This is a genomic window from Amycolatopsis circi (assembly GCF_003385235.1).
Lineage (GTDB): Bacteria > Actinomycetota > Actinomycetes > Mycobacteriales > Pseudonocardiaceae > Amycolatopsis > Amycolatopsis circi.
Genome location: NZ_PQIA01000023.1, coordinates 1 through 20,053 on the forward strand (window position 1 = coordinate 1; position 20,053 = coordinate 20,053).

25 protein-coding genes are annotated in these 20,053 nt (G+C 69.3%); 12 read left to right on the forward strand and 13 right to left on the reverse strand.

Annotation, left to right across the window (positions count from 1 at the left end; translation table 11 throughout):
- Positions 1 to 128 precede the first annotated feature (128 nt).
- From D0D37_RS46535 to D0D37_RS12315, 3 genes are all read right to left on the reverse strand, one after another.
- Positions 129 to 269 carry a hypothetical protein gene (locus tag D0D37_RS46535; RefSeq protein ID WP_158242475.1) on the reverse strand — a complete coding sequence of 47 codons (141 nt, stop codon included), beginning with the start codon at positions 267 to 269 and terminating at the stop codon, positions 129 to 131.
- Positions 270 to 368: 99 nt separating this feature from the next.
- On the reverse strand, positions 369 to 1,118 hold the full coding sequence (locus D0D37_RS12310; protein WP_116200643.1) for an SGNH/GDSL hydrolase family protein: 750 nt from the start codon (positions 1,116 to 1,118) through the stop codon (positions 369 to 371).
- Between the two features lie 212 nt (positions 1,119 to 1,330).
- Entirely contained in the window at positions 1,331 to 1,960 is a 630-nt protein-coding gene (locus D0D37_RS12315; protein WP_116200644.1) for an NAD(P)-dependent oxidoreductase, read from the reverse strand.
- Positions 1,961 to 2,048: 88 nt separating this feature from the next.
- Here D0D37_RS12315 and D0D37_RS12320 point away from each other — a divergent pair, with 88 nt between their 5' ends.
- On the forward strand, positions 2,049 to 2,612 hold the full coding sequence (locus tag D0D37_RS12320; RefSeq protein WP_116200645.1) for a TetR/AcrR family transcriptional regulator: 564 nt from the start codon (positions 2,049 to 2,051) through the stop codon (positions 2,610 to 2,612).
- Here D0D37_RS12320 and D0D37_RS12325 read toward each other — a convergent pair.
- On the reverse strand, positions 2,609 to 3,094 hold the full coding sequence (locus D0D37_RS12325; RefSeq protein ID WP_116200646.1) for a GbsR/MarR family transcriptional regulator: 486 nt from the start codon (positions 3,092 to 3,094) through the stop codon (positions 2,609 to 2,611). The two genes, D0D37_RS12320 and D0D37_RS12325, sit on opposite strands and share 4 nt — an antisense overlap.
- Positions 3,095 to 3,188: 94 nt before the next feature.
- Here D0D37_RS12325 and D0D37_RS12330 point away from each other — a divergent pair, with 94 nt between their 5' ends.
- Positions 3,189 to 4,088: an ABC transporter ATP-binding protein gene (locus D0D37_RS12330; RefSeq protein WP_116200647.1), complete on the forward strand. Its 900-nt coding sequence runs from the start codon at positions 3,189 to 3,191 to the stop codon at positions 4,086 to 4,088.
- A complete protein-coding gene (locus tag D0D37_RS12335) occupies positions 4,085 to 5,680 on the forward strand; it encodes an ABC transporter permease (protein ID WP_116200648.1) in 1,596 nt (531 codons plus the stop codon). Before D0D37_RS12330 ends, D0D37_RS12335 begins: the two co-directional genes overlap by 4 nt.
- 2 nt (positions 5,681 to 5,682) lie before the next feature.
- On the opposite strand, the gene D0D37_RS12340 is transcribed toward D0D37_RS12335, so the two are convergent.
- Positions 5,683 to 6,024 (reverse strand): hypothetical protein, encoded by a 342-nt coding sequence (locus D0D37_RS12340; protein WP_116200649.1) that lies wholly within the window; start codon positions 6,022 to 6,024, stop codon positions 5,683 to 5,685.
- Positions 6,025 to 6,143: 119 nt separating this feature from the next.
- Here D0D37_RS12340 and D0D37_RS12345 point away from each other — a divergent pair, with 119 nt between their 5' ends.
- Entirely contained in the window at positions 6,144 to 7,385 is a 1,242-nt protein-coding gene (locus D0D37_RS12345; RefSeq protein ID WP_116200650.1) for an MFS transporter, read from the forward strand.
- Here the strand turns inward: D0D37_RS12345 and D0D37_RS12350 are convergent.
- Together D0D37_RS12350 and D0D37_RS12355 are read right to left on the reverse strand one after the other, a co-directional pair.
- Entirely contained in the window at positions 7,356 to 8,525 is a 1,170-nt protein-coding gene (locus tag D0D37_RS12350) for an MFS transporter (protein ID WP_116200651.1), read from the reverse strand. The genes D0D37_RS12345 and D0D37_RS12350 overlap by 30 nt on opposite strands.
- The gene (locus D0D37_RS12355; RefSeq protein ID WP_116200652.1) at positions 8,525 to 9,508 is read right to left on the reverse strand and encodes an NAD(P)/FAD-dependent oxidoreductase; all 984 of its coding nucleotides are present in this window, start codon (positions 9,506 to 9,508) and stop codon (positions 8,525 to 8,527) included. Before D0D37_RS12355 ends, D0D37_RS12350 begins: the two co-directional genes overlap by 1 nt.
- Before the next feature lie 91 nt (positions 9,509 to 9,599).
- On the opposite strand from D0D37_RS12355, the gene D0D37_RS12360 reads away from it, so the two are divergent.
- A complete protein-coding gene (locus D0D37_RS12360) occupies positions 9,600 to 10,178 on the forward strand; it encodes a helix-turn-helix domain-containing protein (RefSeq protein ID WP_116200653.1) in 579 nt (192 codons plus the stop codon).
- Here the strand turns inward: D0D37_RS12360 and D0D37_RS12365 are convergent.
- Positions 10,175 to 10,720 (reverse strand): TetR/AcrR family transcriptional regulator, encoded by a 546-nt coding sequence (locus tag D0D37_RS12365; protein ID WP_116200654.1) that lies wholly within the window; start codon positions 10,718 to 10,720, stop codon positions 10,175 to 10,177. The genes D0D37_RS12360 and D0D37_RS12365 overlap by 4 nt on opposite strands.
- A gap of 183 nt (positions 10,721 to 10,903) precedes the next feature.
- On the opposite strand from D0D37_RS12365, the gene D0D37_RS12370 reads away from it, so the two are divergent.
- Positions 10,904 to 11,662 (forward strand): nuclear transport factor 2 family protein, encoded by a 759-nt coding sequence (locus tag D0D37_RS12370; protein WP_116200655.1) that lies wholly within the window; start codon positions 10,904 to 10,906, stop codon positions 11,660 to 11,662.
- Here D0D37_RS12370 and D0D37_RS12375 read toward each other — a convergent pair.
- Together D0D37_RS12375 and D0D37_RS12380 are read right to left on the reverse strand one after the other, a co-directional pair.
- Positions 11,646 to 12,740, reverse strand: a complete 1,095-nt coding sequence (locus D0D37_RS12375) for a winged helix DNA-binding domain-containing protein (RefSeq protein ID WP_341867980.1) — start codon at positions 12,738 to 12,740, stop codon at positions 11,646 to 11,648. The two genes, D0D37_RS12370 and D0D37_RS12375, sit on opposite strands and share 17 nt — an antisense overlap.
- Positions 12,741 to 12,763: 23 nt before the next feature.
- Positions 12,764 to 13,606: an NAD(P)H-binding protein gene (locus D0D37_RS12380; RefSeq protein ID WP_116200657.1), complete on the reverse strand. Its 843-nt coding sequence runs from the start codon at positions 13,604 to 13,606 to the stop codon at positions 12,764 to 12,766.
- A gap of 95 nt (positions 13,607 to 13,701) precedes the next feature.
- Here D0D37_RS12380 and D0D37_RS12385 point away from each other — a divergent pair, with 95 nt between their 5' ends.
- A complete protein-coding gene (locus D0D37_RS12385) occupies positions 13,702 to 14,658 on the forward strand; it encodes a helix-turn-helix transcriptional regulator (protein ID WP_116200658.1) in 957 nt (318 codons plus the stop codon).
- On the forward strand, positions 14,655 to 15,122 hold the full coding sequence (locus D0D37_RS47890) for a hypothetical protein (RefSeq protein WP_244223487.1): 468 nt from the start codon (positions 14,655 to 14,657) through the stop codon (positions 15,120 to 15,122). The genes D0D37_RS12385 and D0D37_RS47890 overlap by 4 nt, the downstream gene beginning before the upstream one ends.
- Before the next feature lie 3 nt (positions 15,123 to 15,125).
- Here the strand turns inward: D0D37_RS47890 and D0D37_RS12400 are convergent, their stop codons facing one another.
- The 3 genes from D0D37_RS12400 to D0D37_RS12410 form a co-directional block, all read right to left on the reverse strand.
- Positions 15,126 to 15,911, reverse strand: coding sequence for a metal-dependent hydrolase (locus tag D0D37_RS12400; RefSeq protein ID WP_116200659.1), 786 nt, complete (start codon positions 15,909 to 15,911; stop codon positions 15,126 to 15,128).
- 150 nt (positions 15,912 to 16,061) lie between these two features.
- Entirely contained in the window at positions 16,062 to 16,415 is a 354-nt protein-coding gene (locus D0D37_RS12405; protein WP_116200660.1) for an STAS domain-containing protein, read from the reverse strand.
- A 220-nt stretch (positions 16,416 to 16,635) separates the two neighbouring features.
- A complete protein-coding gene (locus D0D37_RS12410) occupies positions 16,636 to 16,941 on the reverse strand; it encodes a WhiB family transcriptional regulator (RefSeq protein ID WP_116200661.1) in 306 nt (101 codons plus the stop codon).
- A gap of 152 nt (positions 16,942 to 17,093) precedes the next feature.
- Between D0D37_RS12410 and D0D37_RS12415 the strand changes: the two genes are divergently transcribed.
- The 4 genes from D0D37_RS12415 to D0D37_RS12430 all read left to right on the forward strand — a co-directional run bounded on the left by D0D37_RS12415 (position 17,094) and on the right by D0D37_RS12430 (position 20,037).
- Entirely contained in the window at positions 17,094 to 17,510 is a 417-nt protein-coding gene (locus D0D37_RS12415; protein WP_037807276.1) for an ATP-binding protein, read from the forward strand.
- Positions 17,507 to 18,283, forward strand: coding sequence for a SigB/SigF/SigG family RNA polymerase sigma factor (locus D0D37_RS12420; protein WP_116200662.1), 777 nt, complete (start codon positions 17,507 to 17,509; stop codon positions 18,281 to 18,283). Before D0D37_RS12415 ends, D0D37_RS12420 begins: the two co-directional genes overlap by 4 nt.
- A 64-nt stretch (positions 18,284 to 18,347) precedes the next feature.
- Positions 18,348 to 18,767, forward strand: coding sequence for an ATP-binding protein (locus D0D37_RS12425; RefSeq protein WP_162834185.1), 420 nt, complete (start codon positions 18,348 to 18,350; stop codon positions 18,765 to 18,767).
- 259 nt (positions 18,768 to 19,026) lie between these two features.
- Entirely contained in the window at positions 19,027 to 20,037 is a 1,011-nt protein-coding gene (locus D0D37_RS12430; RefSeq protein ID WP_116200664.1) for a helix-turn-helix domain-containing protein, read from the forward strand.
- Positions 20,038 to 20,053: the final 16 nt, after the last annotated feature.

Here is a 20,053-nt window from a genome sequence, read left to right on the forward strand (position 1 = left end):
ACAGGGGAGCGGGCCCCCATGGGGGCCCGCTCCCCTGTCGGGCCCCGCCGGAGAAGAGTTCCTCCCCGAACTCCCTCCGGCTGACGACGTCCGGCAGCCCCCTCGGCTCCCGGGCGCCGCCCGTCTCGCTACTTGGCAGTGCCGGTGTCGTCGAGCGGCTCGTGGTTGCCGTCCGGCTGCACTCCCCGGTTCGCCCCGGGAGCGGGGCTCGTCTTGACGGGCGGAACGGTGGTTCCCGGCTGCCGCTCGTCCTTCTGATCCGCAGGCATGTGGCCCTCCCTTTCCTTGGTTCGCCCTTTAGGACGCATCCAGGGTGCGCCTAGATACACGGAGCGCCAAAGTTTTGGGGACTTTTGTGAACCTGCCGGTCAGGACGGCCGCGTCACCTCCCCCGGATGCCGACTGTCAGTGACGATCGGTAATCCCTCCGAGAGCGCGGCGGCCCAGGCGCGGTAACCGTCCGGGCCGGGGTGGAAACGGTCAGCAGCGAACATTCCCGGAAGGAGCAATCCCGGTGCCAACGGAACATGCGTGACCCCGGGAAGCCGGGTCAACGTGCGTGCCGCCCGGTCGAGCGCGACGGACCGCGCGCCGAGCACGTCCCGCAGCGGCCGGGGCAGGGACGGGAAACTCGCCAGCGGCGGCACCCCCGCGAGGACGACCGGGACGTCGCCGACCCTTCGCCGCACCTCGACGACGATCGCCAGCAGATCACGCCGGTACCGGGCGGCCGAGTGCAGCTCCAAGGTGTCGTTCACGCCGAGGACGACGACCACGACGTCAGCCGCCCGGACGCGCGGAACCAGTTCGTCGAGAACCACTCGCGCCGACGCGCCGGTGATGCCCAGCGCGTGCCACTGCACCTCCCGGTCCGGGTACGCGCGGGAAAGCCCCACCGCGAGCTGGCCGGTGAGCGCCTCGGTGTGGGTGAGCGCGCCGACGCCGTCCACTGTCGACTCGCCGATCACGGTGAGCCGCAACGGTCGCCCGAAGCCGAGAGTGCCCTCGATCGGTCCGTCGGCGCCGGGAAGCCGCGGAGTCGCCCGACGCACCCGAACAGCCTGCGCGACCAGCACCGGTGCCATCAGGAAAAGGAGGAACAGCCGAAGAACTGCCATGCCTCCGACAGTAACGAGGGCCCACGACAGAACCGGGCCCGCGGAGGGAGTTGTCCACAGGGGATGCGAGTTGTGGACAACCCTGGGGATAGTTTGGGGAGCAGCTGTGGACATGTCTGCGACTGCCGACAAAACCACCCGGCAGAAATCCGCTCAGCAGGCACGTCCGCCGCCAGGAAAGCCGCGGGTGTCGGCAACAGCAGACAGCCGCGTTACTGGCTGATCGACACCGTCTTCCCCGCCAAAGACTCGTCCTCAGCCGCGTCCAGCAGATACCGGGCCACGTTCGCCCGCGAAACCTGGTAGCTCCCCCGCACATCCGACCCCACCTGGCTGCGGATCCGAGTCCGCGCGGGCTTGTCCGTAAGCCTCGTCGGACGCACGATCGTCCACCGAACGTCCGAGGCCTCGTGCAGTACCGACTCCATCCGCCGCAGGTCGGCGTATCCATTGCGCAGCACTGCCCCCAGCAACGGCTTCAGCAGCAGCCGCGAGAACAGGCTGTCTCCCTCCGCAGCCAGACCGGACGCGCTCACCACCACAAACCGCGTCTGGGACCCGCGCAGCGCGGACACCACCGAGCGGGTGCCGTCGGAGTTGACGGTCGTCGGCTTGAGGTCCGTAGGGCCCAGGGCCAGGACAACAGCGTCACGACCAGTCACGGCGTCGGCCAGGCGCGGGTCGGTCAGGGAGTGAACCGCGACGTCCAATCGGGGATGCGCGGGGACGGTCAACCGCGCAGGGTCGCGGACCACGGCGGTTACGTGCCATCCGCGCGCCAGCGCTTCCCGCACCGCCAGGCCGCCGATCCGGCCGCTCGCGCCTAGGACGGTGATCTTCATCAGAGGCCTCCAAGGAGGGGTGAGTGAACACTTACCAGCTAGGGTGAGTGAACACTCACCACGCTGAGAAGACCCTCAGGGAGCACGCATGGGAAGCCGCGAGGAGATCGTCGCCGCGGCAGCGACGATCATGCGGGAACGCGGATACGCGCACGCCACGACGAAGGCGATCGCGCAGGCCGCGGGCTACTCGGAAGCCTTGCTGTACAAGCACTTCCGCGACAAGACCGCACTCTTCCTGGCAGTGCTGAAAGAGGAGTTGCCCGACCTCGTCGCCACGGCGGCGAGGCTAGCCGAGAACCCCGGGAAGGCAGAACTCGGCGACAATCTCGCCGAGCTGAGCACCACGGCGTTGGCCTTCTACTGCGCGAGCTTCCCGATCTCCGTCTCGATCTTCTCCTCGCGCGACCTGCTCCGCACCCACCGGAACACCCTCGAAAACAGCCCCGGCCTGCCGATTCAGCACGTCGCCGGCTACCTCGCCGCAGAGGTCGAACTAGGCAGGCTGCCCAGCGATCTCGACGTCGAAGCGGCGGCCCGGCTGCTGCTCGGCGCGTGTTTCCAGGAGGCGTTCCTCGCGTCCTTCGAAGAACGAGAGCCGCGCCCAGACCTCGCACACCGGCTCGCCGCGACCCTCGAAAAGCTTGGCTAGTCGCGGTTTTTCCGCACCTCGTGCCACCGGTCGTACAGGTTGTTGACCTCGACCAGCATGAACGCCAGGAAGTCCCGCATCTCGGCGAGCCGTTTCCCGGCGGGCGTGTCCGCGCCAAGCGCGTCGATGCCGTCGCTGGCCGCGTCGCGCCACATGATCAGGAAGCGGTCGCGCTTGAGGAAGGTCGCGTACCAGAGGTCGTCGTAGAGCCGGTAGTGGTCGCGGCGCTCGCCGGGTTCGCGGACCTTCTTCACGAGGCCGATCTGGTCCAGATACCGCACCGCGCCGGAGATCGCGGCCGGGCTCACCGACAGCTGCTCGGCCAGTTCGGCGGCCGTCAGCTGCCCCGAGTCGGTCGTCATCAGTGCCGCGAAAACCCGCGCTGACATGCGCTGCATGCCGATCTGAGCCATCACGAGGCCCAGGCTTTCGACGTACCGGCGGACGGCGTCCTCGTCCCGCTTTGTCTCAGGCGTCGTCATCCGTCCATCCTCTCCCACGAGCGTCCAGAAGATCACTCGGTCCAAACGTTTTCTTAACTTCACAACTTCGTGAAAAGAGTGTAGCTTCCGAACCATGGGAAACGCCATTGCGATCTCCGGCCTGCACAAGGCATTTGGCCGGGTGAAGGCCCTCGACGGCCTTGATCTTCAGGTTCCCGTGGGGGAAGTCCACGGATTCCTCGGCCCGAACGGCGCCGGGAAGTCCACCACGATCCGGGTGCTGCTCGGGCTGCTGCGCGCCGACGCCGGCGAGGTCCGGCTGCTCGACGGCGACCCGTGGCGCGACGCCGCGAGCCTGCACCACCGGCTCGCCTACGTGCCCGGCGACGTCAACCTCTGGCCCAACCTGTCCGGCGGAGAGGTCATCGACCTGCTCGGCAGGCTGCGCGGCGGGCTCGACCAGAAGCGCCGCGAGGAACTCGTCGAGCGCTTCGACCTTGACCCGCGCAAAAAGGGCCGCACATACTCCAAGGGCAACCGGCAGAAAGTCGCCATCGTCGCCGCTCTAGCGTCCACTGTGGACCTTCTGCTGCTCGACGAGCCGACCTCGGGCCTCGACCCGTTGATGGAGGCCACTTTCCAGGAGGTCATTCAGGAGGAACGCGCGCAGGGCCGCACCGTGCTGCTGTCCAGCCACATCCTCGCCGAGGTGGAAGCCTTGTGCGACAAGGTAAGCATCATCCGCAACGGCCGCACGGTCGAGTCCGGCACGCTCGCCGAACTGCGCCACCTCACCCGCACCTCGATCTCCGCGGAGCTGTCCGGACCGCCGAACGGCCTGGCCAAGCTCTCCGACGTGCACGACCTCAAGGTCGACGGCAACCGCGTCCGCTTCGACGTGGAAACCCGCTCGCTGGATGACGCGCTGCGCCAGCTGACCCAGATCGGCGTGCGCAGCTTGGAAAGCAGGCCGCCGACGCTCGAAGAACTCTTCCTGCGCCACTACGCGGACGAACTCGAGGCAGGGAAATGACCGGCGCGCTCAACGGCATCGGACCGCTGACCCGGCTGGCCCTGCGCCGCGACCGGATCATCCTGCCGATCTGGATCGTCCTGCTCAGCTTCATCCCGGTGGCCACGATCAGCAGCTACGACCAGTTCTATCCGACCGCCGCGAGCCGGGCCGGGCTCGTCGCGTCGGCCGCCGCGAACCCGTCGTTCGCGCTGCTTTACGGCCCGGCGTTCAACCTCGGCACGGCAGGCGGGTTCATCGCCTGGCGGATGGGCGGGTTCCTGGCGCTGCTGACCGGCCTGATGGCGGTCTTCACGCTGACCCGGCACACCCGAGCCGAGGAGGACACTGGCCGCGCCGAACTGCTCGCGTCCACTGTGGTCGGTCGATACGCGCCGCTCACCGCCGCGCTCGCGGTGACCGGTGGCGCAAGCGTGCTGATCGGGGTGCTGCAAGCGATTACGCTGGCTTCGAAGCTGCCCGCAGCGGGTTCCGTCGCGCTCGGCGCGAGCACTGCGCTCGCCGGCCTGGTCTTTACCGGCGTCGCTGCGGTAGCCGCGCAGCTCGGTGAGTACTCGCGCACCGCCAACGGCATCGGCACGGCCGTGCTCGGCGTCGCGTTTCTGTTGCGTGGTGCGGGTGATTCGACCACCGACGCGCACTGGCTGTCGTGGATTTCGCCGCTCGGCTGGGCGCAGCAGATCCGGCCGTTCGCCGAAGAACGCTGGTGGGTACTGATTTTGCCCGTCGCGACCATGCTCGTGCTGTTTGCCGTGGCCTACGCGCTGCTGCCGCGCCGGGACGTCGGCGTCGGCCTGCTTCCGCCGCGGCTCGGACCCAGTGAGGCCGCCCCGTCGCTGCGGTCGCCGTTCTCGCTGGCCTGGCGGCTGCAGCGGGGTCCGCTGCTCGGCTGGCTGGTCGGGCTCGCGGTCGGCGGCGCGCTGTTCGGGACGATCGCGCAGGGCATTTCCGGCCTGGTCGGCGGCACCGAACAGAGCAGGCAGATCTTCGAACGGCTCGGCGGCTCGCACGGACTCGTCGACGCTTTCCTCGCGACGATGGTGAGCCTGTTCGCGATGCTCGCCTCGCTTTACGGCGTGCAGGCGACGCTGCGGATGCGCACCGAGGAAACCGCGATCCGGCTCGAACCACTGCTGGCCACGCGGGTCGGACGGCTGCGCTGGGCCGCGAGCCACCTCGTGTTCGCGTTCCTCGGCAGCGCGTTGCTCGTGCTCGTCGGGGGCGTGCTGCTCGGGCTGTCGAACGGGCTGCGCAGCGGTGACGTCGGCCGTTCCGTGGGGAACATGGTCGCGGCCGTCGCGGTGCAGGTGCCCGCGGCGTGGGTGATCGTCGCGGTGGCCGCGCTGATCTTCGGGCTGCTGCCGAAGCTGGCGACCGCCGCCTGGGGCGTGGCGGCGCTGGCGTTGCTGATCAGCATGTTCGGGCCGGTCGTCAACGCGCCGCAGGTGCTGCTGGACGTGTCGCCGTTCCAGCATCCGCCGAAGGTGCCCGGCGAGGTGTTCACCGCGGTGCCGCTGGTGGTGCTGCTGGCCGTCTCGGCGGTCGTCCTCGCGGCGGGCTTGACCGGCTGGCGACGGCGCGACGTCGGCTGACGTCAGCGTTCGTCGCGGACGAACCCGGTGGTCGGAGCCAGCGTGGTCGGCGGGGGTGCCGACGGGCTCGACGGCGTGGGGGTGACCGACACCGTGGCCGTGGTGGTGCGCGGCGGCGGAGCCGGAGGTGCGGGCGGGCGGTGGGTCACGGTGATCGGCGGCAGAGGGAGGCCGGTCACCGTGACCGTCACCGGTTGCACGGACGGCGGGGTGGGCGGCGCCGACTCTCCGGCTGGTCGCGGAGTGCGACCGGCGACCAGCAGCGCGGCGACGAGCAGGCCGCCAGCAAGCCCGGCGAGACCGGTCACGACGACATAACCCCAGGTGGGAGCGGTGTCCGACATCCGGCACCTCCTCGCCGCACAGTCACTCGGCTACGAGGGTTTCGTCGCGTTGATCATAGGCGTCGTTACGCACTGTGCAACTTGATATATACCGACTCAACTTATGTCACACTGCTCTTATGAGGGGGATTCTTCGCTCGCCGGACTTCCGGCGGCTCTGGCTAGCCGACGGCCTCAGCCAAGTCGGGAACCGCATCGACTTCCTGGTCATCCCACTAATAGCCACCACGACGCTCGCCGCCTCCGTGACCGAGGTTTCCCTGTTGCGGACCCTGAGCACGCTGCCGTACCTGCTGATCGGGCTGCAGGTGGGAGCGTGGTGCGACCGGATGCGCAACCGGCCGGTGCTGATCACCGCCGACCTCGCCCGCGCGGTGCTCATCGGTTCGGTGCCGGTCGCCGCGGTGTTCGGGTCGCTGACGCTGGGCCATCTGTACGTCGTCGTGCTGCTGGCGGGCGGGTTCACGGTCTTCTTCAACGTCGCGCACCAGGCCTACCTGCCGAACCTCGTCGAGCGCGGCGAACTGCCCGACGCGAACGCCCGGCTGCAGACGAACCTGTCCGTCGCCGCGATTGCCGGGCCCGGCCTCGGCGGGATGATCGTGCAGTTCATCGGGGGCGCGGGCGCGATGGCGGTCGACGCGTTGACCTACCTGTGGTCCGCCGCGTGGCTGCGCCGCATTCGCACGCCTGATCTGCGACCTGAGCCCACTGAACGGAACCTCCGCCGCGAAATCGGCGAAGGCTTGCGGACGGTGCTGCACAACCCGATCCTGCGCGCGATCGCCCTCCACGGTGCCGCGTCGAGCCTGTTCCAGTCGATGTTCATGGCGGTGTCGATGGTGTTCATGGTCCGCGACCTGCACGTCGCACCCTTCATGATCGGCTTGCTCGGCACCATCTCGCTGCTCGGCGCCCTGCTCGCGAGCGGAATCGCGCAACGGCTCGGTGCTCGCTTCGGTGCCGCACGGGCGCTGTACTTCGGTGCCGCCGTGTACAGCGTTTCGTTCCTGTTCAACGCTTTCGCGACGCAGGGCTGGGGTCTCGCTTGGTGGGTCGCCGGCGGTTTCGGGTCGAGCTTCGGGATCATCGTGCTCGGCGTGTTCGAAACGAGCTTCCGGCAGGCGATCACCCCGCATGAACTGCTGGGCCGCGTCTCGTCGGTGTCGCAGACGGTCATTTTCGGCGTTGCCCCGCTCGGCAGTCTGATCGGCGGCTTCATCGCCGAACTCACCACCACCCGGGTCACGCTGTACGTGTGCGGCATCGGAATCCTTGTGGCGTCGGCGATTCTGGTCGCTTCGCCGCTTCGCAAGATGCGTGCTCTGCCGCTAGCCGAGGGAACGGTCAAGAAAGATTAGCGGGACCGCAAGCGCGGCCAGGACAGCGCCGATGAGGCTGACCCACGTGAGAGCAGTGCCCTGGGTGAGCACGGCTGCCGCCAGGACGGGAGTCGCGCTGATGCCCAGCTGGAAAGCCGAAACCGTGGTCGCTCCGGCCAGGGTCGGAGCGTCGGCGGCGATGGCGAAGACCCGGCCGTAGATCGCCGGATTCAGTACGAAAGCAGCGATCCCGAGCAGGAACACCGCGGGAATCACCGCCCACGAACTGTGGATCGCGAGGACCATGACTACCGAAAGAAGCACGATCGCGACGGCTCCGCTCAGGAGCGCGGTGTGCGGCCGCTGGTCGGAGACGCGTCCGCCGATGGACAGGCCGACGAAAGCGCCGATACCGAAGAGCGCGAGGATCGCGGGGATCCAGACCGTGGGGACGCCGGTGATCTCGGCGAGCATGGCCGACAGGTAGTTGAACGTGATCATGTACGCCGCCGTGGTCAGGATCGTGATCACGTAAATGCCCCACAGCCGCGGTTTGCGGATCGTGGCAAGCTCCCGCGACACGCTTGGCCTAGCCATCGACCGGGTCGCCGCGGGGATCCCGAGCGAGCACGCGACGACTCCGGCGAGCGTGAGCGCGACCACCGCCCAGAATCCGCCGCGCCACTGGGTGAAATGGCTGATCAAGGTGCCTGCCGGTCCGCCCGCGACCATGGCCACGCTCAGGCCGCTGACCACCACGCCGGACGCGCGGGCGTTGCGGTCCGGGGTGACCAGGCTGATCGCGGTCACGGACGCGACGGCGAAGAAGCCGGCGTAGGCGACTCCCGAGACCACCCTGCTCACCAGCAAGACCTGGTAGTCCCCCAGCAGCCCGGCGGCGACGCTGACCGCGAACACTCCCTGGGTGGCCATCAGCGCGGTGCGCCGGGGCCAGCGCAAGCTGAGCACAGCGAACGGCGGCCCGCCGATGACGACCCCGAGCGCGAACGCGGTGATGAGAAACCCGGCCGAGGACAACGAAACCTGGAGATCGTCGGCCACCGCGGGCAGCACGCCCGCCAGAAGGAATTCCGCGCTGCCCATCGCGAACAGGCTGAAGGCAAGCAAGTACACGCCGACGGGCAGCCGCCGGGACGTTTCGACGGTGTCGCTGGTCATCAACGGTTCCCACCTTGCCTGGAGACCGCGGCGGACAGCTCGCGGTCGAGCAGCCAGCCCGTCATGGCGATGCCCGCGGCGGAACCCGCACCGGCCGCCGAAACGACTTGGGCACGCGGATTGACGACGTTCCCGGCTGCCCACACCCCGTCAACGGCCGTGGCACCGGCGGCGTCGACCGGGACCAATCCGCTCACCGGGTCCCGTTCCGCACCGAGCGCGGTGAGGAGCGCGTCGTGCGGCTCCGGGCGAGTGCCGACGAAGATCGCGTCACACGGCACCGTCGTGCCGTCTGCCAGTTCGATTGTCACCGGCGCTTCGTCGCCGTCGCTTGCTACGACTCGGCTGACGGGCGCGTCGATGAGGCGCACACCGTAAGCACCGAGCCGCTGTCGTTCAGCGGCGTCGACCTTGGCCCCGTTGACGCAAAACGTCACCGACGGGCTGTAGCGGCGCATCAGCGCGGCCAAGTGCGCCGAGTGCGGCGCTATCTCGCTGCCGACGACCGCGATGGCGCTCCCGCGGACCTCATAACCGTGGCAATGCGGGCAGTGATGCACCAGCGACGCCCACCCCGCGGCCAGGCCGGGAACCTCGGGGAGTTCGTCGGTCAGCCCGGTGGCGACCAAGATCGACCGGGCACGCAGACAGCTCCGGTAATCCAGCCGCAGCTCGAACATCCCGTCCTCGGCGCGCCGCACGTCGGTCACCGTCCCCCGCGCCAGCGTTCCGCCGTACCGGGTGAACTCCTCCTGCCCGGTCGCGACGAACTCCTTGGGAGCCATGCCGTCCCGCGTCAGATACCCGTGCATGTGGTCGGCCGGTCCGTTGCGCGGCGCGCCGCCGTCCACGACCAGCGTCGCGAACTGGGCCCGCGCCAGCACGATCCCCGCCGACAGACCGGCGGAGCCGCCGCCGACGATGATGCTGTCCCACACCGTCTCCGTGAGCGATTCGGCCGAGGGGCGTGTTGTCGAATCCATGTGGATCACCTCCACGACCAGGATCGGAAGACGGGACCGGCAGCGGCAAGAAACGTTGCCGTTTCCGGGACACCTTGGTTGACTGCGCCGCATGAACGACCATCCGACCGTCGACGGCGTGCTCGAACAGATCGCGCCCCGGCTGCGGCGTGCCAGGGACAAGCAGGGCATCAGCCTCGCCGACCTCGCGCGGTCCACCGGCATCTCGACCAGCACGCTGTCCCGGCTGGAATCCGGGCAGCGCAAGCCGAGCCTGGAGCTACTGCTGCCGATCACCGCGGCGCTGGGCATCCCGTTCGACGAGATCGTCGCCGCGCCCCGGATCGTCGACCCGCGCGTGCCCCAGCAGCCCGCCAAGAGGGACGGGCGCGTGCTGATCCCGCTGTCCCGGCACCAGGGAGAACTCCGCGCCTACAAACAGATCATTCCGGCGCACGACGAAGAGCCCCACCTGCGCACCCACGACGGGCACGAATGGCTCTACGTGCTTCGCGGGCGACTACGCGTACGGCTGAGCGATCACGACTTCATCATGGGGCACGGCGAAGCAGCCGAGTTCGACTGTCACATCCCGCACTGGTTCGGCGCCGCGGGCAAGGGCGACGTCGAAATCCTCAGCCTCTTCAGCAAATCCGGCGAACGCATCCACCTGCGCACCGGCCGTCGCTAGACCTTGCGCAGACCGTCGAGCAGCACGCGCACGAGATGCCGACTGTCCGGCGTAAACCGCTCCACCGCGAGCGCGCCGACGATGAGCGCGCGCAAGTCTTCGCCGTCGATGTCCGCGCGTACAGCGCCTACGGCTTGCGCGCGTTCCAGAAGCGCAGTGAGGTTCACGCGAAACCGCTCCGCTGCTTCGGCCTTGTACGCGGAACCGCTTGTCTCACCGAGCGCTTCGCAGATCGCACGGTTACGCGACGCCTGTTCGATGACGCGCGTGAAGTAGTCGTAGAACGCTTCGCCGGGCACGTCGGAGTCGATCAGCTGCTGCGCCTCGACGCCGTACTGCTCCAGCCGCTCCACCACGACCGCCTGGAACAGCGCTTCCTTGCTGGGAAAGTGCCGATAGACAGTGCCCGCGCCGACGCCGGCGAGCCGCGCGATGTCGTCGAGCGGCACAGAGAGCCCGTCGACGGCGAAGGCCGCTTCGGCGGCAGCCAGCACGCGGGCGCGGTTCCGGCGCGCGTCCGCGCGGAGCGCAGGCTTCTCCACCGGCGATCTCCTCTGCTCTCAAAGTGGTGCGGTCGTCCGATTCTTCCCCGGAACGATCGCCGCCGCTTCTGACCGTGTCTCAGATCTCCAGGTCACCGTTGACAACCGGAGTGACAACTCCGTATCTTCGTAAGCGGGTGCCCCGTTCCGATTATCCGCTTGTCTTCCCGAATGAGGTTTCTGATGCCCCGCACCGTGTCCGAAGTGGCCGAGATCGTCGCGAACGCGTTGAGCGCCTTCGACGCCGCGCCGTTCGCTGATGTCCTCGCCGAGGACGCCGTCTACGAAATCCCGTTCACCGGCCACCGCTCGACCGGCCGCGACGCCGTACTGGCCACGCTCGGCGCGGGCAGCGCCGTCGCGGCCCGGATCGGCCTGGAGAAAGTCGAGGTCACCACTACCGAAACCGCGGACGGATTCGCCGTCGAACTCGTCGCCGCGGGCCGGAACCCGCACACCGGACACAGCTATCGGATCCCGTCGTCCGCCGGGTTGCTGACCGTGCGGGACGGCGAGATCACCCAGTACCGCGACTACCCGAACAACGGCGCGGCAACCACGTTGATGGGGACGAAGGAGGTCTTCCAGCGCTTCCTCGACGCGGCGGTCGACAACCGCTGGGATGACCTCGCCGACCTGTACTCCGAGGATGTCGTGATCGAAATCCCGTTCGCGCCGGCGGGGGTGCCGAAGGTGACGCGCGACCGCGAGGAGTTGCGCAAACGCTTTCACGAGGCAGGAGCGCGCCGCCGGATCACCAAGGCGGACCGGGTCGTGGTGCACGAGACCGGCGACCCGGAGGTGCTGGTGGCGGAGTATGACCTGCACGGGGAGTACGAGGGCAAGCCGTATGTGTCGACGTACGCGATGGTGCTGACGGCGCGGGACGGGCGGATCGTGCACTCGCGGGATTACTCGGGGGCGCCTAGGTTCGAGGAGTAGTCCCGCGGATGTCGTGGTTCGCGTCTGGAGCCGCGAACTCCAGCAGGAGAGAACCTTCAGTCTCGACCTCGGTGCGTTCGGCGGCGGTCAGCGTCCGGAACGGCTCGATCTCCAACGTCGCCGACGTCTTGTCCCGCCGGAGCTTCCAGGCACCGACGACCTGACCGTCCACCAGGAAAGCGGCGCGCATCCCGTTGCCGGTCATGACGCGTTTTCGGTCTTCGGCGGAGATCACCCGGGTGCGGTCGGCGTGCGAGGCCAGCAGGTTGTCGTACTCGGGCAGGAAGCGGGCCGGCGCGGGAATGTCGGCAGCGGGGCGTGGTGCGTCCGGCAGGTCGAACAGTTCCGTCCCGCGTTCGTCCCGGAAAACCGCCAGCCTCGGCCGCAAGCTTTCCAGGACCGGACGCAGCCGGGTTCGGCCTGCCCAGGTCTGCACGTCGGCGGCCGAGGCCGGGCCGAAGGCGGTGAGGTAGCGCAGCACGATCTGCTCGGCATCGGCGGCGGAGTCCGGTTCGGTTCCGGTCCAGTCGGCCGCCGCCGCGTACCGAGTCGTGCCGCCGACGCCCCAGACCGCGCGGGGCGGCACCTGCACCAGCGGCACGCGGTTGCGCACGACGGTGGTGAGCGCGTGGGGATCGCGGTCGGACCACCGCTCGTGCAATGCCGCCCGGAGTTCCTTGGGGGCAAGAGGCCGGGCGCTGAGCAGCGCCCGGCCCGACTCCGCCACGGCCGCGCGGTCCAGACCGGCCAACGGAGCCTTGAACGCGGTGTCGAGTTCGCGGTCGAGCGCGTCTTGCGACCACGGACGCAAGACGCGATAGTCCGCCACGGTGACCAGGTGAACGGTGCTGCGCATCAGCGCGACCCGCACCAGGCGACGCTCGGTCAGCGCATCCGCCAGGTCGGCGGTGCGGAACGCCCGAACCCGGCTCCAGAGTCCGAAGTAGGGCGCATACGGTGCCTGCGCTTGCATGCCGACCAGCCGCGCAACCGCCTCCTCGACGGTCGCGTCGGCTCGTTCCAGCAGCCACTGGCGGGCCAGCAGGGCTCGTCCCAGCGCTCGCCGCCCGAGTGTCACGATGCGGTCCTCCCGGTCGTCGATCAGCTGCTGAAGTCGGCTCGGTGGTCTGCGGCCCACTGGGCATAGGTGCGAGCCGGGCGCCCGGTGATCTGCTCGACGATGTCGTTGACCGGCGCGGGTTTGCCGACCGTGTGCGCCATGAGGTCGAACAGGGCCGCCAGGAACTCGGGATCCATGAACTGGCTCATCTGTTCGCGGACGGGTTCCGGGTCGAGGTCTTCGACGGTGAGCGGGCGGCGCAGTGTCTCGCCGAGAATCCGGACCTGGTCCGCCTGGGTCAACGAGTCCGAGCCGGTCAGGTCGTAGGCCCGCCCGGCGTGTCCGCCGCCGGTCAGGATCCGTGCGGCCACCTCCGCGACGTCTCGCTCGTGCACGGCGCTGAACGCCGCTTCCGCGTAGGGCGCGCGAATGACGTCGCCGCTCTGAAGCTGCATCGCGAACGTCAGCGAGTTGACGGCGGGGAACAACAACCGCAGGAACGTCCACTCGATGCCGGTCTCCTCGACGGCCCGCTCCACGTCGCGGTGGTACTGGGCGATCACGTCGGGCTGCTGTTCGGCACCGGGAACGACCGCTCCCGAGGACAGCAGCACCAGCCGTCGCACCCCGGCCTGGACCGCGGCCGCGAGCAGCGGAGCGACGTCCATCCCGTACTGGAGGACCAAGAAAGCGGCCTCGACACCAGCCAGCGCCGGCGGCAGCGTCTCGGGCTTGGTCAGGTCTCCGCGGACGACGTCGACTACGTCCGGGAGCCCGGCCCGCTCCGGAGCACGGGTCAGCGCCCGCACCGGGACGCCCGCGGTGATCAGCTCCTCCACCGCCTGACGTCCGAAGTGGGCCGTGGCTCCGATGACGAGATACATGAGTTGGTCCTCCGAGCGGTTCGTTTCCTGACTTGTCCTGACCATAGGAGCGGATTAGGCAAGCTACGTTCCTATTCGCGCGGGATACTGCGGAAATGCTGGAAACCTCGGCGCGGCTGCTGCGCTTGCTCTCGCTTCTCCAGACACCCCGCGAGTGGACCGGAGGCGAACTGGCCGAACGGCTGTCGGTCAGCGCCCGCACCATCCGCAACGACGTGGAGCGCCTGCGCACCCTCGGTTACCCGGTGCACGGCAGCCGCGGCGCGGTCGGTGGCTACCGGCTCGGCGCCGGAGCCGCGCTGCCGCCGCTGCTCCTCGACGACGAGGAGGCGGTCGCGGTGGCGATCGGGCTGCGGACCGCTGCCGGAGGCACGATCACCGGAGTCGAGGAGACTTCGCTGCGCGCGCTGGCCAAACTGGAGAAGGTCCTGCCCGCCCGGCTCCGGCGGCGGGTCGAAGCCATCCAGCGCTACGCCGTCGCGGTGCCCCGGGACGACCTCGGCCCGCGGGTGGACGCGGACGTGCTCAGCACCCTCACCGCCGCTTGCCGCGACCACGAACGCGTGCGCTTCGACTACCTCGGCCACGACGGCGCCGAGAGCCGACGAGACGTGGAGCCGTACCAACTGGTCAACTGGGGACGCCGGTGGTACCTCGTCGCGTTCGACGTCGAGCGGGCCGACTGGCGGACCTTCCGGGTGGACCGGCTCAGCCCGCGCACCCCGGGCGGTCCCCGGTTCGTTCCTCGCTCGCTTCCGGAGGAGGCTGTCGACCGGGTACGCCGGGGCGCGTCCTCAGCTTCGTGGCGTTACCGAGCGCGGGTCTTGGTGCAGCTGTCCGCGGAGCGGCTTGCGGAGCGGATCAATCCCGCTGTCGGCGCTGTCACGCCGGTTGACGACAACCGGTGCGTGCTGGATACGGGTGCGGACAGCGTCGAGACTCTTGCTGTTCATCTCGGTTCGCTCGGGGTCGATTTCACGGTGACGGAACCGGCTGAACTCGTTGAAGCGCTGCGGGTTCTCGGGGAACGGTATCGGCGGGCTATCGCGTGAGTCTCACTGAGCCGATTGGCCCAGAGCACCGGCAGCGCGGCGAGCACGCCGCCGAGGCCAAGCCGCGCCTCCCGGTGGGCGTAAGCGCGCTCGGCTTCCGTGAGCGTGTCCGGGAAATCGAACGCTGCGGGGTCGCGATACCAAATCGCGCCGATGTCCTCCAACTCGACGGTTCGATGCTCGGCGAACAACGCCCCTCGCCAGCGTCCGTCGCGCCCGATGCGGGCATCCCCGGCACCGAACGACGTGCCCGGTTTCTCGTCGACGTCGCTCTGTGTTTCGCGCAATGGAACAAGCCCGACCGCGCGTACCGGACTCTGCTGGCCGCCGAACGGACCGCGCCCGGGGAAGTTCGCACCCGAGCGACCGTCCGCCACCTGGTGAGCGACCTGTTGCAGCATCCCGGGCAGGCGTCCCTCCCCGGTCTGCGCCAGCTCGCTGCCCGGACTCATGCACGGGCGTAGTCGCTACTGAGTCGCGGTCTGGGAGACCGGAGGGGTGAACAAATGCTCCACCGTCCCCACCGTCCAATCCCACACTCCCGGCACCAGCAGCACTCCCGCCAGCGCGAACACCGGGAACACCAGCCGCGTCTCCACCTTCTTCCCGGTGTGCAGCCGCAGCGGCTTGGGCGGGCGGAGTTCGTACCAGGTCTCCCCCGCGATCGGCAGCGGGAACAGGAACGGGCAGCCCGACTCGGTCAGCGAATCGCCGAGGCAATGGACGAAACAGCCAGCCGCGACGGCCACCCCGAGCCAGCCCGAGATGTCGGCCAGCTGGGCCACCCGGTCGTCTGGTGCGGTGAAGTACCACCAGACCACCGCGCCGCCGTACGGGAGCAGCAGCCAGTCGCCTAAAGCGGCGACGGCGAGCAGCAGACCGAACAACAGCACGCCCAGCACGGCCCAGGCCCCACCGGCGGTACAGCCAGCGGAGGTAGCCGCGCCGAGGGCGATGGCGAACAGGAGGGTGTGCGACAGGTGCCGGTGCGTGCCGGTCACCTTTTCGTCGCGCGGACCCTTGGTCAGGGCGTATACAGCTGCAGACACCCGGCGCAGCAGCCAGGACAGCGCGCCGGTCAGCCAGCCGAACAGGCGGGTGGCGCTGGCGCTGGGGTGGTCCAGGTCCGGCAGCAGCGCGAACCCGGCCGTGGTGGCCGCGAAGACCACCGCCTGGTGCACTGTGCCGACGCCGACCGCGGGCGCGAGGGCGAGCCCCGCGCACCAGCCGGTCAGGGCGTGCGTGCGCCCCATCATGATGGTCGTCCCCCAGGTCGCGAGCCAGTCACTGATCCGGCCAAAAGCAGGCCGGGCACGTAACCGTTGTTACGAAGCCATTAGGCCGTGCCTGCGGTCGGATCAGCAACGATCGGCACAGTCAGCCCGCGCGACCGTATCGGGAGATCAGGCCGGAGGTTCCTCCGACACGCTCAGGTGTTCGGCCACGCCGGTGAGTTCGATCACCCGGCTGACGGCCGGGCTCGGCACGACCTCGAGTTCGACGTCCTGTTCCCCGGCCTGCCGCTGGGCGTGCAGGACGACGTTCAGCGCCGAAGAATCGAAGAAGGTCACCCCGGTGAGGTCGGCCACCACGCGACGGGAATTCTTGTCCGCGATCAACCCGGCAAGTGCTTCCTGCAGCTGCGGGCTGGTGAGCAGATCGAGTTCACCCGTGACCACCACCCTCGGCTCGGCGGCCGCGGTGTCCAGCGTGAGGCCGAATCCGGGCGGAGTGGCGTTCTGGTCGGCTGCGGGCATGCAGTTTCTCCTCGTCAGGCGCTGCTCCTGCGCCGGTACGCGCCTGTAGTACTCAAGCGGCAACCGTGTCACGGTCCCAAGCATCTGGAGACTCAACCCTAACCCAGTGGGTGACCGCCGCCGCGTCGGCACACGGATACACCTTGGCGCGCGGGCGACCGGCGGACGCACGACACCCCGCGCGCCGCAGGTGGGCACGCGGGTATGGGGGTCGGTCGGCTCAGGCGGACACTGTCTTGCGCTTGGCCCGCCGTTCGCGCATGAACAGCTCGCGGCGCTCGATCTCGCCGAGGCCGCCCCAGATTCCGTACGGCTCTTCGACGGTCATCGCGTGCTTGCGGCACTGCGCCAGCACCGGACAGGTCTGGCAGATCGCCTTCGCACGGGACTCGCGGCGCTCGCGCGCGGAACCTCGCTCATTGTCGGTATGGAAGAACAGGCTGCTGTCCGCTCCGCGGCAAGAGCCTTGAAGCTGCCACTCCCACTCCTCGGCCACCACGTTGGGCAGTCGGCTCACGTCAGCCATGTCGTCCCCACCTTTCCCGGGATCAGCACACTCGATTCGCTACATGCCCGCCGGTCGCGGCGGTCAAACGCGGGTTTGGTTTGCTCACCCCCCGGGCATGTGGCAGATCGGGCACGAAAGACTGGCGTGGGACGCCGGAGAGAGGACAGCACGTGGAGGAGAACGCCCCGCTCGAGCGCGAGGACGCACAGCTCATCGAGGTGCGAACGGCGGCTATCCCGCACGTGGTGCCCACTCTGCGCACCATCGTGGCCGACATCGCCATGCGCCAGGACTTCGACCTGGACGCGGTCGAGGATCTGCGGATGGCCGTGGACGAGGCCTGTTCGATGCTGCTGCCCTCGGCCGCCGACGGCAAGCTGACCTGCGTGTTCTCCTGGCTGGAGGGCCGGATCGAGGTCACTGTGTCGGTGGTCTCGGACCGCGCCGAGCACGGCGACGAGACGGGTCTGTCCTGGCAGCTGCTGACCGCGCTCGCGACCTCCGCGCGGCGCACCGTGACTCCGGCCGACGGCCGGTACCTCTCCCGGGTGCAACTGGTCCGGGAGAGTGAGGCGGCCAGCTCGTGACGAACCCCGCCGGCGGCGACAAGCCCACCGACGTGGCAGCACTGTTCCACGAGCTGACCGAGCTGCCGGAGCATTCGCCCCGCCGCGAGGAGATCCGGGACCGGCTGGTGCGCGAGCATCTCGAACTGGCCCGCAATCTCGCCCGGAAATTCCGCAACCGCGACGAGGCGATGGACGACCTCGTGCAGATCGCGACCGTCGGCCTGATCCACGCGGTGGACCGCTACGACCCCACGCAGGGCACCGACTTCCTCGCCTTCGCGGTGCCGACGATCTCCGGCGAACTGCGCCACCACTTCCGCGACAACAGCTGGTCGGTCCGGGTGCCGAGACGGCTCAAGGAACTCAACGCGACGATCTCGGCCGCGCGCGAGGAACTGACCGTGCGGCTCTCCCGCGCGCCGAAGCCCAGTGAGATCGCCCACCATCTCGGCGTGCCGATCGAGGACGTCTACGAGGGCCTACGGGCCGGACAGGGCCGTTACGGGGCCTCGCTGGACAACCTGCTGGAGAACTCCGCGCACACGCGCTTCGGCGCGCCGGACGCGAACCTCGGCCAGGCCGAACTGCGCGAGGCGCTGCGGCCGATGCTCGACAGCCTTCCCGAGCGCGAGCGCAAGATCGTGGCGTTGCGTTTCGGGTCCGGGATGAGCCAGTCGGACATCGCGCGCCGCGTCGGGGTTTCCCAGATGCAGGTGTCCCGGCTGCTCGCGGCGACGCTCAAAAAGCTCCGTACCGGACTCGCCGAGACCGACCTCACCGAGGGCACCTGATTCGTCTTCGGCCGAGTTGGGTAAACACCACATGCGAGCGAAGCGTTCGGGAGGTGCAGAGGCCATGACGACGTCGAGGATGCCAACCAGGAGCACCGGGGCGGCCGCCGCCACCGTGCGCCTGGAGCTCCCGGACGACGTCACCGCGCCCGCCATCGCCCGGGCCCAGGTTCGCGCCGCGCTCGCCCGGCTCGACGTTCCCGCCCCGGTGTGCGACGACGTGCTCCTGGCGACCTCCGAGCTGGTCACCAACGCCTTCGAGCACGGCGACCGGCCCGACCGGCTCGAGCTTCGCCTCGAAGACGGCGAACTGATGATCCGGGTTTTCGACACCTCGGCCTCCCTTCCGCAGTTGAAAGAACCGGTCGCCCCCTCCGCGACGCGCAGCCGGGGGCTTCAGCTGGTGCGCGCGCTGTCCCGGCGCTGGGGTTACGCCCCGGCCGAAGGCGGGAAGTGCGTATGGGCGGCGTTCGGCCTCGGCTGACGCCGGCCGCCCATCAGAAGTCCGGCCGCGCCGAGCACTCCCAGTCCGACACCGAGCCAGCCCACGAAATGCCTGGTCGTCCGAACCTGGGGAAGTCGCGGGCGGGAGCGGCAAAGTCCGTGAGGGGAACCCTGGGGGACTCAGAGTCCCTCAGGGTTCCCCTCACGGACATCAGCACCCCCGCCGCCCGCGCCCGGCAGAGCCGCGCTGTCCGGTTTTGTCTCGTTCGCTCCCGTTGCCGGTGCCTTACGCTCGCCGGATGCTGGACGCAATCGGGGTGACCGGGGACGAGGAGCGGGTCTACCGGCTCCTCGTCGGGATGTTCGACGCCGGACCGCGGCAGGTGGCCGAGCAACTGGGGCTCAGCCCGGCGCAGGTGTCGGCGATCCTGCGTTCGCTGCACGCCAAGGGGCTGGTCAGCCTGGTCGCCGGGGACGAGCCGAAGTACGCGCCGTCGCCGCCGGACGTCGCGTTCGGGCCGTTGCTGATGCGCGGGCAGGAATCGCTGGAGTGGGCGCGCACCGCGGTGAGCCGGATGGCCGAGGAGTACCGCGGCGGCGCGCGGCGGCGGGACGCGACGCAACTGGTCGAGGTGATCACCGGCAGCGCGGCGATCCGCCAGCAGCTGACGAACATCCAGGTCGGCGCCCGGCACGAGTTGCGGTGGTTCTGCCGGGCCGGGCACATCGCGATGGCGTCCGGCGAGAACGCCGACGAGTACGACGCGCTCGCCCGCGGCGTGCGGTACCGGGTCGTCTACGAGCGGGCGATGCTAGAAGAGCCCGGCATGATCGAGAACGTCGCGCACGGGATCCGGCACGGCGAGGAGGCGCGTTCGTCGACCGTGGTGCCGGTGCGGCTGGCGATCGCGGACGGCACCATCGCGTTGTGTCCGCTGGTGCAGAACCTCGACGGCTCCGGCGAACCGACCGCCGCACTGATCCGCGACAGCAGTCTGCTGGCCGCGCTGATCGCGTTGTTCGAGAGCTATTGGGAACGCGCGTGGCCGTTGCGCGCGGACGGGACTCCGCAGGACGCCGAGCGAACAACTGGCGGCTCCGGCCCCGATCGGGACGAACTGCATCTGTTGTCGTTGCTGGTCGCGGGAGTCACCGACAAGGCGATCGCGACCCGGCTCGCGGTGAGCCAGCGGACCGTGCAGCGGCGCATCCACGACCTGATGACCCGGATGAACGTGCAGACCCGGATGCAGCTGGCGTGGGAGGTCAGCCGGCAGGGCTGGCTCGACGAGCCCGCGGCAGCCGGATAACCGCGAGGGTTATCCG

Excerpts from the sequence above, each read along its gene's own strand:
- D0D37_RS46535 (WP_158242475.1), bottom strand. The coding sequence starts at position 269 with ATGCCTGCGGATCAGAAGGACGAGCGGCAGCCGGGAACCACCGTTCCG.
- D0D37_RS12310 (WP_116200643.1), bottom strand. The coding sequence starts at position 1,118 with ATGGCAGTTCTTCGGCTGTTCCTCCTTTTCCTGATGGCACCGGTGCTG.
- D0D37_RS12315 (WP_116200644.1), bottom strand. The coding sequence starts at position 1,960 with ATGAAGATCACCGTCCTAGGCGCGAGCGGCCGGATCGGCGGCCTGGCG.
- D0D37_RS12320 (WP_116200645.1), top strand. The coding sequence starts at position 2,049 with ATGGGAAGCCGCGAGGAGATCGTCGCCGCGGCAGCGACGATCATGCGG.
- D0D37_RS12325 (WP_116200646.1), bottom strand. The coding sequence starts at position 3,094 with ATGACGACGCCTGAGACAAAGCGGGACGAGGACGCCGTCCGCCGGTAC.
- D0D37_RS12330 (WP_116200647.1), top strand. The coding sequence starts at position 3,189 with ATGGGAAACGCCATTGCGATCTCCGGCCTGCACAAGGCATTTGGCCGG.
- D0D37_RS12335 (WP_116200648.1), top strand. The coding sequence starts at position 4,085 with ATGACCGGCGCGCTCAACGGCATCGGACCGCTGACCCGGCTGGCCCTG.
- D0D37_RS12340 (WP_116200649.1), bottom strand. The coding sequence starts at position 6,024 with ATGTCGGACACCGCTCCCACCTGGGGTTATGTCGTCGTGACCGGTCTC.
- D0D37_RS12345 (WP_116200650.1), top strand. The coding sequence starts at position 6,144 with ATGAGGGGGATTCTTCGCTCGCCGGACTTCCGGCGGCTCTGGCTAGCC.
- D0D37_RS12350 (WP_116200651.1), bottom strand. The coding sequence starts at position 8,525 with ATGACCAGCGACACCGTCGAAACGTCCCGGCGGCTGCCCGTCGGCGTG.
- D0D37_RS12355 (WP_116200652.1), bottom strand. The coding sequence starts at position 9,508 with ATGGATTCGACAACACGCCCCTCGGCCGAATCGCTCACGGAGACGGTG.
- D0D37_RS12360 (WP_116200653.1), top strand. The coding sequence starts at position 9,600 with ATGAACGACCATCCGACCGTCGACGGCGTGCTCGAACAGATCGCGCCC.
- D0D37_RS12370 (WP_116200655.1), top strand. The coding sequence starts at position 10,904 with ATGCCCCGCACCGTGTCCGAAGTGGCCGAGATCGTCGCGAACGCGTTG.
- D0D37_RS12380 (WP_116200657.1), bottom strand. The coding sequence starts at position 13,606 with ATGTATCTCGTCATCGGAGCCACGGCCCACTTCGGACGTCAGGCGGTG.
- D0D37_RS12385 (WP_116200658.1), top strand. The coding sequence starts at position 13,702 with ATGCTGGAAACCTCGGCGCGGCTGCTGCGCTTGCTCTCGCTTCTCCAG.
- D0D37_RS12400 (WP_116200659.1), bottom strand. The coding sequence starts at position 15,911 with ATGGGGCGCACGCACGCCCTGACCGGCTGGTGCGCGGGGCTCGCCCTC.
- D0D37_RS12405 (WP_116200660.1), bottom strand. The coding sequence starts at position 16,415 with ATGCCCGCAGCCGACCAGAACGCCACTCCGCCCGGATTCGGCCTCACG.
- D0D37_RS12410 (WP_116200661.1), bottom strand. The coding sequence starts at position 16,941 with ATGGCTGACGTGAGCCGACTGCCCAACGTGGTGGCCGAGGAGTGGGAG.
- D0D37_RS12425 (WP_162834185.1), top strand. The coding sequence starts at position 18,348 with ATGACGACGTCGAGGATGCCAACCAGGAGCACCGGGGCGGCCGCCGCC.
- D0D37_RS12430 (WP_116200664.1), top strand. The coding sequence starts at position 19,027 with ATGCTGGACGCAATCGGGGTGACCGGGGACGAGGAGCGGGTCTACCGG.